At 64.3% G+C, this 14,032-nt stretch carries 14 protein-coding genes and 1 pseudogene; 9 read left to right on the top strand and 6 right to left on the bottom strand.

All coding sequences use genetic code 11. The features are described from left to right. Position 1: 1 nt before the first annotated feature. The 4 genes and pseudogenes from LKE06_RS18510 (at position 2) to LKE06_RS18525 (ending at position 4,758) form a co-directional block, all read left to right on the top strand. Positions 2 to 2,311, top strand: coding sequence for an FdhF/YdeP family oxidoreductase (locus LKE06_RS18510; protein ID WP_228000492.1), 2,310 nt, complete (start codon positions 2 to 4; stop codon positions 2,309 to 2,311). 64 nt (positions 2,312 to 2,375) lie between these two features. Continuing rightward, entirely contained in the window at positions 2,376 to 2,477 is a 102-nt protein-coding gene (locus LKE06_RS18515; protein ID WP_372477382.1) for a formate dehydrogenase accessory sulfurtransferase FdhD, read from the top strand. A gap of 224 nt (positions 2,478 to 2,701) precedes the next feature. Next, positions 2,702 to 3,004 (top strand): annotated as a pseudogene (locus LKE06_RS18520) (ATP-binding protein); the annotation flags it as partial. Between the two features lie 686 nt (positions 3,005 to 3,690). Next, complete coding sequence (locus tag LKE06_RS18525; protein ID WP_228000493.1) at positions 3,691 to 4,758, top strand: MFS transporter; 1,068 nt, start codon at positions 3,691 to 3,693, stop codon at positions 4,756 to 4,758. A gap of 85 nt (positions 4,759 to 4,843) precedes the next feature. Here the strand turns inward: LKE06_RS18525 and LKE06_RS18530 are convergent, their stop codons facing one another. Both LKE06_RS18530 and LKE06_RS18535 read right to left on the bottom strand, forming a co-directional pair. Continuing rightward, positions 4,844 to 6,106: an IS701 family transposase gene (locus LKE06_RS18530; RefSeq protein WP_228000494.1), complete on the bottom strand. Its 1,263-nt coding sequence runs from the start codon at positions 6,104 to 6,106 to the stop codon at positions 4,844 to 4,846. Between the two features lie 334 nt (positions 6,107 to 6,440). Then, on the bottom strand, positions 6,441 to 7,079 hold the full coding sequence (locus tag LKE06_RS18535) for a TetR/AcrR family transcriptional regulator (protein ID WP_228000495.1): 639 nt from the start codon (positions 7,077 to 7,079) through the stop codon (positions 6,441 to 6,443). Between the two features lie 355 nt (positions 7,080 to 7,434). On the opposite strand from LKE06_RS18535, the gene LKE06_RS18540 reads away from it, so the two are divergent. Beyond that, complete coding sequence (locus LKE06_RS18540) at positions 7,435 to 7,863, top strand: hypothetical protein (RefSeq protein ID WP_228000496.1); 429 nt, start codon at positions 7,435 to 7,437, stop codon at positions 7,861 to 7,863. 59 nt (positions 7,864 to 7,922) lie between these two features. On the opposite strand, the gene LKE06_RS18545 is transcribed toward LKE06_RS18540, so the two are convergent. The 4 genes from LKE06_RS18545 to LKE06_RS18560 form a co-directional block, all read right to left on the bottom strand. Further along, the gene (locus tag LKE06_RS18545; protein WP_228000497.1) at positions 7,923 to 8,351 is read right to left on the bottom strand and encodes a VOC family protein; all 429 of its coding nucleotides are present in this window, start codon (positions 8,349 to 8,351) and stop codon (positions 7,923 to 7,925) included. 568 nt (positions 8,352 to 8,919) lie between these two features. After that, positions 8,920 to 9,294, bottom strand: coding sequence for a hypothetical protein (locus LKE06_RS18550; RefSeq protein ID WP_372477383.1), 375 nt, complete (start codon positions 9,292 to 9,294; stop codon positions 8,920 to 8,922). A 19-nt stretch (positions 9,295 to 9,313) separates the two neighbouring features. After that, positions 9,314 to 9,859: a helix-turn-helix domain-containing protein gene (locus LKE06_RS18555; protein WP_228000499.1), complete on the bottom strand. Its 546-nt coding sequence runs from the start codon at positions 9,857 to 9,859 to the stop codon at positions 9,314 to 9,316. 322 nt (positions 9,860 to 10,181) lie between these two features. Continuing rightward, entirely contained in the window at positions 10,182 to 10,349 is a 168-nt protein-coding gene (locus tag LKE06_RS18560; RefSeq protein WP_228000500.1) for a hypothetical protein, read from the bottom strand. Between the two features lie 9 nt (positions 10,350 to 10,358). Between LKE06_RS18560 and LKE06_RS18565 the strand changes: the two genes are divergently transcribed. From LKE06_RS18565 to LKE06_RS18580, 4 genes are all read left to right on the top strand, one after another. Next, entirely contained in the window at positions 10,359 to 10,694 is a 336-nt protein-coding gene (locus tag LKE06_RS18565; RefSeq protein WP_228000501.1) for a YciI family protein, read from the top strand. Further along, positions 10,691 to 11,911, top strand: coding sequence for an RNA polymerase sigma factor (locus LKE06_RS18570; protein WP_228000502.1), 1,221 nt, complete (start codon positions 10,691 to 10,693; stop codon positions 11,909 to 11,911). The genes LKE06_RS18565 and LKE06_RS18570 overlap by 4 nt, the downstream gene beginning before the upstream one ends. A gap of 114 nt (positions 11,912 to 12,025) precedes the next feature. After that, a complete protein-coding gene (locus LKE06_RS18575) occupies positions 12,026 to 12,514 on the top strand; it encodes an SRPBCC family protein (RefSeq protein ID WP_228000503.1) in 489 nt (162 codons plus the stop codon). A 30-nt stretch (positions 12,515 to 12,544) separates the two neighbouring features. Then, entirely contained in the window at positions 12,545 to 14,020 is a 1,476-nt protein-coding gene (locus LKE06_RS18580; RefSeq protein WP_228000504.1) for an MFS transporter, read from the top strand. The last annotated feature ends 12 nt before the right edge of the window (positions 14,021 to 14,032 follow it).

Here is a 14,032-nt window from a genome sequence, read left to right on the forward strand (position 1 = left end):
GATGGATGCGCCGGAGCGCGATGTCGATGAGGCGGCGCTGACTGTCAGCGAACCGAAGACTGCGGCTGCCGGCCTGAAAGCGGTCGCCGTTGCGCTGGAACGCTCCGCCGAGCAAATGGGCATTGCGCGTTCTGCCCGAGCGCTGACCCGCCTCAACCAGCGCCACGGCTTCGACTGTCCGAGCTGTGCTTGGCCTGACCCCACCCACTCTCGTCGGCCCGCGGAGTTCTGCGAGAACGGCGCCAAAGCCGTCGCCGAGGAGGCGACATTGCGCACGGCGACGCCGGAGTTCTTTACGGCGCACTCCGTGGCGACGCTGAGTGACAAATCCGGCTACTGGTTGGGACAGCAGGGGCGAATCACCCACCCGATGGTGTTGCGCCCCGGTGACACCCATTACCGGCCGATCGAATGGGACGACGCCTATCGGTTGATAGCGGATACCTTGCGGGGCTTGGCTTCTCCGAACGAGGCAGTGTTCTACACCTCGGGGCGCACGGCCAACGAGACCGCGTTCCTGTATCAACTACTGGTGCGCAGCTTCGGGACGAACAACCTCCCGGATTGCTCCAACATGTGTCACGAATCGTCCGGGGCCGCGCTGACGAATTCCATCGGAATCGGCAAGGGTTCGGTCACTCTCGACGACTTCTCGATCGCGGATCTGATCATCGTTGCCGGGCAGAATCCGGGTACCAATCATCCACGCATGCTGAGCGCACTGCAGCGTGCAAGGAGCAAGGGCGCACGAGTCGTCGCTGTCAATCCGCTCCCCGAGGCAGGGCTTCTCGGCTTCCGAGACCCGCAGACGGTCAAGGGCTTTACTGGTGGTGTTCGCATCGCAGACGACTTTTTGCAGATACGTCTCGGTGGAGACATGGCTCTGTTCCAGGGTCTTGGTAAGTTGCTGCTCGGGGCCGAGGAGCAAGCGCCCGGCACAGTAGTCGATCGGGCATTCGTCGACTTTCGCACCGCTGGCTACGCCGCCTACGAAAGCCACATTCGCTCGGTCGATCTGAGCGATGTTGAGCGAGCAACCGGGCTGACCCGAGGGCAGCTCGAGCACACTGCCGAGTTGCTGGCGAGGTCGAAGGCGACGATCCTGTGTTGGGCGATGGGCCTGACGCAGCATTCCCATGGTGTGGCCACCATCGAGGAGGCCACCAATCTCCTGCTCTTGCGCGGGATGATCGGCGAGCCGGGTGCGGGAGTCTGTCCGGTGCGCGGACACTCCAACGTGCAAGGCGATCGCACCATGGGCGTCTGGGAGAAGATGCCCGAGGATTTCCTCGCCGCGCTCGACCGTGAGTTCGGAATCACCTGTCCACGCGAGCACGGCTTCGACACCGTCGCGGCTATCCGGGCCATGCGCGACGGACGGGCGAAAGTCTTCTTCGGCATGGGCGGCAACTTTGTCTCTGCCAGCCCCGACACTGCCGTGACCGAGGCCGCGCTGCGCGACTGCACGCTCACCGTGCAGGTCTCCACCAAACTCAATCGCAGCCACATCGTGCACGGCCGTACCGCGCTCATCCTCCCGACGCTCGGGCGCACCGACCTCGACCTTGCCCCCGGCGGCACCAAAAACAAAGTCTCGGTGGAGGACTCGATGTCGATGGTGCATCTGTCCACCGGCCGGTTGAAACCGGTCAGCAACCAGCTGCGCAGCGAAGTCATGATCGTCTGCGAACTTGCTCGGACAATCTTCGGCCCCGATCATCCGGTGCCATGGGAACGCTTCGCACATGACTACGACAGTGTCCGCGACGCTATCGCTCGCGTCGTACCCGACTGTACCGACTACAACGCAAAAGTTCGCGCGCGCAACGGCTTCCAGCTGCCACATCCGCCACGCGACGCACGCGAATTCCGTACCCCCACCGGCAAGGCCAACTTCGCCGTCAACAAGCTGACCTGGCTGCAGGTCCCTGATGGCAGACTCATCCTGCAAACTCTGCGCAGCCATGACCAGTACAACACCACCATCTACGGACTCGACGACCGTTACCGAGGCATCCGCAACGGCCGCAAAGTGGTGCTGGCGCATCCCGACGACATCACTGCCCTCGGCTTCCGCGACGGCGACCTGGTCGACCTGGTCTCGGAGTGGGGCGACGATATCGAGCGGCGCGTGGAGGATTTTCGATTGGTCGGCTACTCCACACCTCGCGGCAATGCGGCAGCATATTACCCGGAGACGAATCCACTGGTTCCGCTGGACCATGTTGCGGCGCAGTCCAATACCCCGGTCTCGAAAGCAGTCGTGATCAGAATCGAACCGGGTGGCAGTTCAGGGCGATCGGCGCGATGAACCGAACCTCTGCTCGTAGGTCATATCCGCGCTTTGCCGACTCGGATACCGCCGAGATGGGGACATGGCCACAGAGTCCGGCCTGACGCTGATCGGATTCCTGCGCGGACCCACGATGAACATCTACTCCGGCGAGCACCGCGTCAGCGTCACTGCTCGCGGCTAGCAGGTTTGCGGTGAGCGGGTGGCGGGGACACGCCCGATGCTCATCGCGGCCGCCTGCACGAGGGGCATAAGGGACTGTGGGTGCGTGGTCTGTGTATCCGATGCCACAGAGATAGCCGCGCGGACGTTTCACGATGCATCGAAGCTCGGTGAACGTTTGAATCGGCGACTCGACGCGCAGCGCCTCATCGAAGGCGAACTTGGCCAGGGGGCTTTCGTGCAGCGCCTCCCATTGGCGGTGGCGGCAAGGGGATGCGGATTGTCGAGGACCCGGCCGAGCTGCCTGCGGCGCTGATCAGCGCGCGCAGGGAAGCGACGTCCTCGTTCGGCGACGACACCCTGTTCCTGGAGCGATTCGTGTTGCGGCCCAGGCACATCGAGGTGCAGATCCTCGCCGACACCCACGGCAATGTGATTCATCTGGGCGAGCGCGAATGCAGTCTGCAGCGCCGGCACCAGAAGGCGAGAGAGGAGGTGCCCTCGCCGCTGCTAGACGCGGCAACGCGCGCCCGGATCGGCGAGGCGGCCTGCAACACTGCCTACCGCACACTCGTAGACGCCCTCTCCGTCATGGGCCTGGCCTGGCGGCGACCACCGCGGTTACACCGACTACCCGTCAATGTAGCGAGGGCCCTGGGGGGCTGGCCACACGCCGCGCACTGGACCCGGTCGAGCGCCTGCGGAGACCATCGGCCGCTCAACCTGCCGGCTCCCGGTTGAGTGGCAGTGCCCGTTGCGCCCGGCAAGTAGACGTCCTCGGCCATCCGCTCGCGTTCCGGTCGACATGAGAGGGGTGGGTCGAAGTAGAACAGCACTGCACCCTCGTGTCTCGCCTCGACGCCCTTACTGCCCAATCGAGACCACATGAGCGAGAGCAGGCAATCGCCAGTCTTCTGGCGCGAATGCTAGCTACGCGAACGAAGCTGTGCCAGAGATGTCGAGTCCTACCGCTGTTCCCTGAACAGGGGCAAGGCCTGTCAAGGGCATCGGCGACATCGAACTGATCGAACTGCCTGGATCGTCCGGTTTCTCTAATTACAGACTGATTGATCCATATCAATTTGCGGGCTGAAGGTTGAGAGTGCTTGAATTATGGAGTGATTGATCCAAAATTAGTTGTTGACCAGCCTTCCGCCCTGCCGCAGACTGGCGGTGGTCCGCTGGCGGTCCAGGATTCAGCCGCCCCCCGGCCGCCCTGGTCGGCGCTGTTGGCCATGGCCGCAACAGCATTCATCGTCATCATGACCGAGACCTTGCCTGCAGGACTGCTCTCCCAGATCTCGGAGGGGCTTGTGATCAGTGAAGCCGCTGCCGGTCAGATGATCAGTGCATACGCACTCGGCGCGGTCCTGTGCGCAATACCGGCAATTACCCTCACACGCGGACACCGGCGCAAACCCATCTTGATCGCCGCAGTGAGCGGCTTCGTCCTGGCGAACACGATAACTGCGCTGGCGCCTGACTTTGCTGTCGCGCTCGGAGCACGCTTCGTGGCAGGCGCATTCTCGGGAATGCTCTGGGGAATGCTTGCGAGCTACGCCCGGAAGGTGTCGCCGCCGGCACTCGCCGGAACCGCACTCACCGTCGCGATGTCAGGCACCCCCGTCGCCTTTGCCGTCGGCACACCATTGGCGACATTCCTCGGCACTGTGACCGGATGGCGCGCGACGTTCGCGGTCATGTCGATTGCCGCGGTCGCGCTCGTCGTGTGGATCGTCGCCGCGGTCCCCGACGCCTCGGGGCAGAATCGAACGGCGCAGACGCCGCTGCGGCGGGTAATCCTCATCCCAGGTGTCGGATCGATCCTTGCGGTTGTCCTCGGCTGGTTCCTCGCACACAACTTGCTGTACACATATGTCTCCCCGATCGTAGAACACCTGGGTAGCGGGATCCGAGTGGACGTCGCGTTGGCGATCTTCGGAGTCGCTTCACTGGCCGGTATCGTCGTCACGGGCGCTTTGGTCGATCACATGCTGCGGCGTCTCGTACTGGCGAGCTTGCTTGCTTTCGCCATTGGAGCCGTCGTCTTGGCAGTTGTCGGCAGCAACCCGATCGCATTCGTCATCGGAGTCCTGCTGTGGGGCATGTCATTTGGCGGCGCGGCCTCCCTGCTTCAGACCGCGCTCGCAGATGCGTCAGGGCCCGATGCCGACGTGGCGAACTCGATGCTCACGACTGTGGCGAACTTGGCGATCTTCGGGGGCGGGGCGCTCGGTGGAATCGTGCTGGGCGCGTTCGGCGCCGGATCCTTTCCGATCGCAGCACTAGTAGGACTTTGTTAGGTGGGGAAGGTGTGGTGGCAGAGTGGGCAGGTGCCGATCCAGATGCCAAGGGCGCGTTGGAGTTTGCGGAGGATGCCGTAGAGGGTCAGTCCTGCCCACGTGCTTTTGGGTTCGTGAGCCGGAGGGTGGTGAGGAACAAGTGCGCGACGGTGACGAGGGTGGCGTGGTGGTGCCAGCCGAGCCAGGAGCGTCCTTCGAAGTGGTCCAGGCCGAGCGCGTCTTTGAGTTCGCGGTAGTCGTGTTCGATGCGCCAGCGGATTTTCGCCAGTCGCACGAGTTCGGTGATGGGTGTTTCGGACGGGAGGGTGGACAGCCAGTAGTCGGTGGGTTCTTTTGTGCCGGTGGGCCATTCGGCGATCAGCCAGGCTTCGGGCGCACTGCCGTCGTCGGCGCGGGTGATGAACCGGCTCGCGGGCCGGACGCGGATCGCGGTGAACTTCGAGGTCATCGCGGCGCCGGGGTTGCCGGGGCCGGATTTGCTGCCGTGGCGCCAGGTCACCTCCCGCAACGCTGTGGGCCCAGCCGCTACGACCATGTCCTTGCAGGTCACCGGCGGATCGGGGTAGCGGGGTTTGGGTGGGCGTCCCCTCGGCGGCGGGGGCGGGGTTACCGGTTGCGCCTGGCCGGGCTGGACGGTGGTGGCACCCTTGACCGCCACGACGTAGGGCAGGCATCGATCGGACAGGCCGGTGCGGAACTCCGTGGCGTCGCCGTAGCCGGCGTCGGCCACGACGACCGGGGGCGCGGCGCGGCCCCATTCGAGGAGTTCGTCGATCATTTCCAACGCCATCTCCCATTTACGGCGATGACGCTCACCGTCGGGGATCGCGGCCTTGGCGCGGCGCGCCGCGATCGCCGCCTGCTCGGCCGGTGTTTCCGCAGTAGCGTCGTCCCAGCTCTCGGGCATGAACAGCCGCCAGTCCAGCGGCGCGGACGCGGTGTCGGTCACCCCGTGCACGCTGACGGCGACCTGGCAGTTGCCGACCTTGCCCAGGGTGCCCGAATACTGCCGGGCCACACACGGCGAGGAGTCACCGTCCTTGGCGAACCCCGTGTCGTCCAGCGCCCACGCCTGCGGCGTGATCACCTCACATGCGTTGCGGGACAAAACTTTCCGCACCGGAACCACATCCCACGGCGAGGTCGTGACGAACTGCTGCAGTCGCTGATGGTCAGTCCCCAACCGCTGCGCCATCGGCTGCATCGACTTGCGCTTACCGTCCAGCATCAACCCACGCACATACACCCCGGCAGTGGCCACCCGATCCTTGCGCGTCAGCGACGCGAACACCTCACCGACAAACGAATCCAGCAACTCATCGACTCGGGCCAGCTCACCGGTATCCACACCGGACATGGTCTCGAGAAACCCGCCAGAACTCGAGAGGGCACGCAGTGACAAACCTAACAAAGTCCTACTAGTGATTGTCGTCGCAATCATCATCGTAGTGGTCGCGGCACGTTCGCACGGCTTCGTTCCGGGCCGACGAAATCAGACATGAGTCCGGCGTGGGCGCGGATCCAGAGACGTCCGGCAGACTGCTCCAGGTCGAAGAGTTGTTGTGATGCATGTGGCTGCGCGATCAGCTTCAAGGGTGATCGGGGTGGGCCACGAGCGTAAAATCTTGGCGGAAATGGCTGGGGGTAGTGATCTTTCGGACACCTCGCTAGTCACCAGAGCTTCACGAGCTGCCCTCATTTCGGCCGCCAGCCGATGTGTTTAGGGCATGGCTGTCCCAGACTGCCAGGATCTGATCGATCGATCCTTCGAGTGCGTCGACTGATACCCCATCTCGGATCTGCGTCGACAGGCCCAAAAGAAACGCGTGAAGCGCGGATGCCGTTGAGACCGCATCCGTTTCTGGTGCGAGTTCTCCATTCTCGACGCCGCGGCGGACGCACGCGATGATCCGTTCGCGATCAACCGCTCGTCGGGACGCGACAACCCCACGTGGGAACTCCTCTCCAGGAGGATCCAGCGTCCCGCACAGGGCCACCAAGCAGCCCGACGTATGCGACGGATCGGTCTGCATCGCCAGTGACGCCCGCAGAGTGGATTCCAGTGCCTCTCTTGGGGAACGGCTGTCGTCAATGAAGCCGGCCATGACCTTGCCGTAGTCACGCACATAGCGGTCGACGACCTGTTCGAAGATCCCGTACTTCGAGGAGAAGGCTGCATAGAAGCTTGCCGAGGACAGTCCCGTCGCCTCGCGCAACTGGGCGAGTGACGTCGCTTCGTATCCCTGACTCCAGAACAGCCCCAAGGCCGCATCGATTGCCTCATCGATATCGAAGGTTCGGGGTCGGCCTGTCCTGGCCATCCCAACTCCTCTCGCCACATTTAGAGATCGAGTGATCCACGTCTCGTAGACCGGAACATTCTAGCTTGGAGGACTTACGGTGTGAACGATCCATAAGTTGAGAGGGTGCAGCTCTTGAGGCAAAATCACGATCCGCTTCCATCCGAGACCACAATGGATATCAGCGAGAGAAGTCGACTCCCGATCAGTGTGCTACGTGCCATGGCCGCAACGGCATTCATCGTCCTCAAAAGAGGCCCTGCCGGTAGGACTACTGTCGCAGATCTAGACAGACTTCGGAGTTGCAAGTTCGACGGCGGGGCAGATCGTTTCGGCCTACGCGGTTGGCACAATCCTTGCGGCAATACCCGCAACGGTGGCGACCCAGACCGCCAACCGCAAGATCATGCTGGTCGTTTCCCTTATCGGTTTCGCGGCTACCAACCTCTGGCTGGCCGCGGTGCGAGATGCGTTCTCCAACAGGATTGTCGGCTGGAAGACTTCCGATCGCTGCGATACCGACCTGGTTCTCGGTGCCCTCGAATACGGTGTCTGGTCCCGAGATGTCCGCGACGGGCAGCTGATCCTGCTCGACAAGCTTTCCCTGCAGCACGTTATCGGCGACGTTGATCTCATGGCAGATTCTGCATTATTGTCGTGGGATCCTGTGGCTGGAGACGAGGTTTCATCGTTGACGGAAGGGGATCACCGCCGTCATCGCACAGTCGTGCGACTCGCGGCGAGAAGGAACAGTTGCTGTTCAAGCGAGTATCGGCGCGGCGCAGCCCGAAAACTGTTGCGCTGAAGCCCTGTTCGGACCTGACCTGACTGGCCGTGATGCTCGTTATCGTCTGCTGATAGGGGTCAGTGCACGCAGAATTCGTTGCCCTCGATGTCGGCTACGGTCACGAAATACTGATCGCGTTCGCGACCGGTCCGTAGCGAGGTAGCGCCGAGGACGTGGAGTTCGGTCACCAGCGCGTCAACCCGTTCGATCTTGCGTGTCAGCGAGTCATCCGGAAGGGTCGCCTGAATGTCCAGGTGGAGCCGGTTTTTGACGGTTTTCGATTCCGGCACAGCGAGGAAACACAGCCGCTCCGGCCCCTGCGGGTTGTGCACCGCAGCGAAGTGAACCCGCTCGTTTTCCGGGAACCCCAGACGGACTTGGTAGTCCATCCAGTCGTCATAGCCGGTCGGGGCTGGGTCGACCTGGTAGTCCAGGGCCGCAGACCAGAAGGCGGCCATCCGATCCGGATCGTGGCAGTCGATGACAACCTGAAACTGTCGAGGCATGGCCAAGAGGATGCCAGCTTGCGAATCGTCTGTAAACGATACGCGGAGAACATGACCGGTAGGAACCGCGCACTGAGAACGTCGTGCCAGAACCATTCACGATGACCTTGGCAAGGGACAGATGCCTATGAATCTGCTGATGCGTGTGATTTGCCGGCTATTCGATACTTCCCGTGGGGCCGAGTGTAGGTCCGCTCGGCGGGTCTAGGTTGTCCGGGAAACCGGAAGTTGGGCCGGGAAGCGAGCGGGCGAGTCAGCTGTCACCGAAGTAGCGAGGGTCGAACACGCGACTCACCCGGCGGCGCTGATTCCGTTGGTTCCTGACCGAACTTGCGGCGCTGGCGGTGAGTTACACGGCAGCGCTGGCCGCCGCAGCCGCCAGCGGCGGATTGGCGGTTTTCCTCCGTAAGCGACACATTGGGCGACCCGCCGAACAACAGTTCCTCGGAGGTGTTGCACGTAGAACCCGACGAGGTTCGACGCTACGCCCAGGTGCTCGACGCCCACGCTGACCGGATCCAGCAGCATTCCAAGGACTTCACCGACCAAGTGGAGGGCCTGAACTTTGCTACCGGCAACTTCGATGTTGTCGGCGATCCGGTATCCCGAGTGGAGCCGAAACCCATTCCGGAATCCACCGCACCCCCGGCGGGGCCGACCGTGTCGTCGCCGGCGGACAACTCCGGCCGCGGGGACACCGGTATCGCCAGAACTCCTCGGCATCGATCCGGTGCGAGCGCTCCACCTTCCCGTTCATCCGGGGCGTTCGGGGCTTGATGTAGACATGGTTGACGCCCTTGTCCAGCACGTGCCAGTGGAACGCGGACTGGAACTCCGCTCCGTTATCGGTCCGAATCGTCTCGACCGCGAACGGCAGCTGCGAACGCACGTAGTCCAGGAACAGGATCGCGGTCTTCTGGTTGTTGCGCGGATAGATCTTCAAGATCCGCAGCCGCGTGCAGTCATCGATCGCGGTGAACTGGTAAAACTTCCCGCACCTGCCAACCAGTTTCACCGCCGGGGTGCCAGGCTCGCCGGGCAGGGGTTCGACGAAATTGACGTCGATCTGCAACGTGGTGGCCGGGCCGTTGCTTCTCGTACCGCTTCCAGCGGCGATCGTGCCGCTTGTAGCGCTGGGAGGCCGGTAGCCGGACCATGCCGAGTCGTTTGAGGATGCGCCAGACCCCGGATTTGCTGATCTGGATGTCGTAGTAGCGCTCGAGGTACATGCGGATATTGTCCGGCCCGAAGCGGTAGCGCTGCCGCAGGTGGATGATCTTCTCGACGACCTCGGCGCGGGTCGCGGCCGGCCCGGTCCGCGGGCGCCGTGACCGCTCGCGCAGCCCGTCGACGCCCTCGGTCTCGTATCGCCGCAGCCACGTGTAGTACGTGGGTCGGCTGATGCCGAAGTACCGGCAGGTCATCGCGACGTTGCCGGTGACCTCCTCGACATGACGAAGGACCGCCAAGCGCCGACGCACTTCGCGGTCCATGGCAGGCTCACTCACCCGAATCTCCCTACGATTCAAGGAATCCGAGTGTCAAGCATCTCCGTCAAGTTTACGTTGACAGCTTAGGTTTCCGCTCGTTGTGGGCATTCATCGACCCACGGCGACATCGGCACCGGAAGCCTGCCGGAGCCGCTGTGCGTCCCGGAATGCCGGCTCAATTCACTGCTGCTGTGATCATCTTGCTCGAGATCGGCCAGGCTGGATCCGCGATGTCGATCAGTTCTCGAATGGGTCTGGCTTTCAGGGGAGGTAATTATTGCGTCGCCTGATGAACTACTGCGTCGGTGAAGGTATAGGCAGGTCAACCGGCGCGGGCCTATCAGCCGCCGCACCCGATGTCATCCGCTTCGAACTTCGAACGGCCGCTGAACGGGTGCGCCGCCGACACCGCCCTGGCCGTCTCCCATGGTCTCACCGCGAGCATTGGGATCACCCGGTAGGGATGGCCGATTGTCGGCTGGGGTGGGATGGCCGGGTGATCGGGCATAGTGGCCTCATGAGGTATGTCTTGCTGATCTGTGACGACGAGACGTCTGTGCCGAGCCCGGCGGAGGTCGCGGCGGATCCGGCGTATCAGGCGTATGGGGCGGAGGTGGATCGGCGGGGAGCCATTCTCGGTGGTGCGCGGTTGCGTCCGGTGGCGGATGCGACGACGGTCCGTGTCCGTGATGGGGAGACGCTGGTGTCCGATGGTCCGTTCGCGGAGACGAAGGACTTCATCGGCGGTATCGACATCATCGAGTGCGTCGATCTGGACGAGGCGCTCGCGATCGCGGCACGGCACCCCTACGCGAGCCGGGGTTGTGTCGAGGTCCGCCCCGTCTGGGAATGACCGCGACGGAGGCGGTTCGTGCCGCGGTCGATGCGGCGTATCGGGAGGAATGGAGCCAAGTGGTCGCCACGCTGATCGGGCTGACCGGGAACTGGGATCTGGCGGAGGACTGCGCGCAGGACGCGTTCGCCGCCGCGTTGGCGACATGGGCGCGCGATGGCGTTCCGGATCGTCCGGGTGCGTGGCTGACGACGACGGCACGTCACCGGGTGACTGATCGGCTGCGGCGGGACGCAACGGGGGCGGCGAAGTTGCGGCAGCTTGCTGTGCTGGAGCGGAATCCGATCGAGGGGGAGGACCGCGCGGAGATTCCGGACGAGCGGCTGCGGCTGATCTTCACGTGCTGCCATCCCGCGCTGCCGTTCCCGTCCCGGGTCGCCCTGACGCTACGGACGCTGGCGGGGCTGAGCACGGGTGAGATCGCCAGGGCGTTCCTGACCACCGAATCGACGATGGCGCAACGCCTGGTACGGGCCAAGCGCAAGATCGTCGAGGCCGGGATACCGTACCGGGTTCCACCGGCGGAGCTCCTGTCGCCCCGGCTGACAGCTGTCCTCGCGGTGCTGTACCTGATCTTCAACGAGGGCTACGACGAAGAAGACGGGCGCGGGGCACTGGCCGCTGAGGGGATCCACCTCGCCCGGACGCTGGTCGGTCTGATGCCGGCCGAGCCTGAGGCGCGCGGCCTGTTGGCGTTGATGCTTCTGCTCGAGGCCCGCCGCGCGAATCGCACCGACGACGGCGTGCTGGTCACGTTGGAAAACCAGGACCGATCCCGGTGGGATCGCGCGCTGATCGCCGAAGGCCTTACGACGCTCGACGAAGTGTTGGCCGTGCGACGCTCCGGGCCGTATCAGGTGCAGGCCGCGATTGCCGCCTGTCACGCCACTGCGCCCGACGCCGCAGCTACCGACTGGCCGCAGATCGCGGCCCTCTATGCGGAGCTCATGCGGTTGGCGCCATCTCCCGTGGTGGCCCTCAATCGCGCCGTGGCGATCGCGATGGCCGACGGCATCCCCGCCGGACTCGCCCTCGTCGACGAGCTCACCGAGTCCGGCGAGCTCGATGGCTACTACCTGCTGCCCGCGACACGGGCCGATCTTCTCCGCCGGGACGGCCGCCTCGCCGCGGCCGCGACGTCCTATGAGGAGGCGCTGAAACTGGCGCCGACCGACGCTGAACGTCGCTATCTGACGGATCGTCTTTCCGAGCTCTGACCAGTACAAAGGCCATCACAGCCGAATTTTTCGAAGTTTTTTTCCGGTCGATGTCGATCCTGGGCGGCCTCCTTCGTCGGTGGGGCGAAACCACCCGAGAGAGAGGCAACGACGATGTCGGACACCGAGTACCTGACCGCCACCATGACCGTCGACCGGACGCCGGAACAGGTCTTCGAGGCCATTACCAACGTCCGCGGCTGGTGGAGCGAGAACCTCATCGGCCACTCTGCCGCCCTGCACGACGAGTTCGTCTTCACCGACGACAGCGAATACGCCGGTGAGACCGTCCGAGCCAAGAAGGGCCTTCGTTTCGCCCGGTTCCAGATCACCGAGTTCGTGCCCGGCCGACGGGTGGTCTGGCACGTCGTGGACTCCGACTTCATCGACGACCGTGACGAGTGGACCGACACCGACGTCACCTTCGACATCACCACCACCGCGCAGGGCACGACGCTGCATTTCACGCACGAAGGCCTCACCGCGGCGGAATCCGCCTGCTTCGAAGCGTGCTCGCGCGCCTGGACCTTCTTCATCACCACGAGCCTGCCGCAGCTGCTCACCACCGGCGCCGGCCAGCCCATTGCGAGCTACCGCCGGTGAAACGCCGCGAGCTGAAAGGACACCGAACCCATGTCTGACACGCACAGCCCCGGGGAAACCGCCGCTAGTAGGGTGACCTCCACGCGCCGGCAGAAGCCGGGCCCTCGCCAAGGGCTCGTGCTGGTACTGGCGTGCGCCGCCATGGCGATGGTGGGCCTCGACATCGCCATCGTAAACGTGGCCCTGCCCTCGATCCAGCGAGACCTCGCAATCAGTCAAGGCGGTTTGCAGTGGGTTGTCGTCGCCTATGGTCTCCTGCTCGGCGGATTCCTCCTCGTCGGTGGCCGGATGACCGACCTGCTAGGACAAAGTCGCGTCTTGCTCGCCGGCCTCGGCTTGTTCACCGCCGCGTCACTGGTGGCGGGCGTGGCGCAGCACAGCGGCGTGCTGATCGCGGCGCGTGGGCTCCAGGGGTTGGGCGGTGCGCTCATCGCACCGGCAGTCTTATCGCTGCTGGCTGTCACCTTCCGTGAAGGGCGGGAACGCAATCGGGCTCTCGGCATCGTCGGAGCCGTCGGCGGAGTAGCCGGAACGGTGGGCGTTGTCGCTAGTGGTCTCATTGCCGCTGGTCCGGGCTGGCGGTGGGCGTTCTTCATCAACGTTCCCGCTGGCCTCGCGCTCATCGCACTCGCCATCACCTGCCTTGCGGCCGATGAGCCCCGTGGCCGTTCCGGGCGGCTCGATGTCGCAGCGGCCAGCACGGTGACCGGCGGACTGCTGACGGTCGTCTACGCACTCCACCATGCCTCCACCCACGGATGGACCTCCGCCGGCACGCTGGCGTGGTTCATCGCGGCCGGCGTGCTGATGACCGTGTTCGTGTGGTCGGAGAAGCGTTCACCAGCCCCGCTCGTACCGGCCAGGGCGCTGAGGAACCGCACGCTCGTCGCGGCGAACCTCACCGCGCTGCTCGCATTCGGCGCGTTCTTCTCGTTCATCTTCATCGGATCGCTGCTGATGCAGCAGAAACTCGGCTACTCAGCAGCGCGAACAGGCCTGGCGTGGCTGGCTACGACAACGACCGGGTTCGGGGTCGCGTGGGCCGTCGGCCGTCTCGCAGCCGCCGTGGGCGTCCGGCGCCTGCTGGTAACCGGCCTGACGCTAGAGGTCGTCGGAGTGCTGTGGCTTATTCGGGTCCCCGTCGACGCCGTCTACCTCACCGACCTGCTTCCGGCGTTCTTGGTCGCTGGACTAGGATTTGGGGTCTGCGGGCCCTCGCTCCAGATCGCCGCGCTGTCCGGTGTCACCGAATCGGAATCTGGACTAGCATCGGGCTTGCTTGAGACGATGCGCGAGATCGGTGGCGCGGCAAGCGTCGCCGCCGTATCAACAGTCTTTGTGGCCGGAACTGGCCTCGACGGCTTCCACGCCGCGTTCGCCGCTATCGCAATCCTGGCCGGTCTCGGAGCTATCGTCGCAGCAACCGGCTTCCGACCCGGCGCGAGGCCGCTCGCCTGCGGTGCGACGGCGATGATCAGCCCGTCTCGGTCGAGGTCATCTGCGTAGCGCAAGGGAACT

This window comes from Nocardia australiensis (assembly GCF_020733705.1).
Lineage (GTDB): Bacteria > Actinomycetota > Actinomycetes > Mycobacteriales > Mycobacteriaceae > Nocardia > Nocardia australiensis.

Excerpts from the sequence above, each read along its gene's own strand:
- LKE06_RS18515 (WP_372477382.1), top strand. The coding sequence starts at position 2,376 with ATGGCCACAGAGTCCGGCCTGACGCTGATCGGATTCCTGCGCGGACCC.
- LKE06_RS18545 (WP_228000497.1), bottom strand. The coding sequence starts at position 8,351 with ATGCCTCGACAGTTTCAGGTTGTCATCGACTGCCACGATCCGGATCGG.
- LKE06_RS18560 (WP_228000500.1), bottom strand. The coding sequence starts at position 10,349 with ATGCCCGATCACCCGGCCATCCCACCCCAGCCGACAATCGGCCATCCC.
- LKE06_RS18565 (WP_228000501.1), top strand. The coding sequence starts at position 10,359 with ATGAGGTATGTCTTGCTGATCTGTGACGACGAGACGTCTGTGCCGAGC.
- LKE06_RS18510 (WP_228000492.1), top strand. The coding sequence starts at position 2 with ATGGATGCGCCGGAGCGCGATGTCGATGAGGCGGCGCTGACTGTCAGC.
- LKE06_RS18525 (WP_228000493.1), top strand. The coding sequence starts at position 3,691 with ATGGCCGCAACAGCATTCATCGTCATCATGACCGAGACCTTGCCTGCA.
- LKE06_RS18580 (WP_228000504.1), top strand. The coding sequence starts at position 12,545 with ATGTCTGACACGCACAGCCCCGGGGAAACCGCCGCTAGTAGGGTGACC.
- LKE06_RS18575 (WP_228000503.1), top strand. The coding sequence starts at position 12,026 with ATGTCGGACACCGAGTACCTGACCGCCACCATGACCGTCGACCGGACG.
- LKE06_RS18570 (WP_228000502.1), top strand. The coding sequence starts at position 10,691 with ATGACCGCGACGGAGGCGGTTCGTGCCGCGGTCGATGCGGCGTATCGG.
- LKE06_RS18535 (WP_228000495.1), bottom strand. The coding sequence starts at position 7,079 with ATGGCCAGGACAGGCCGACCCCGAACCTTCGATATCGATGAGGCAATC.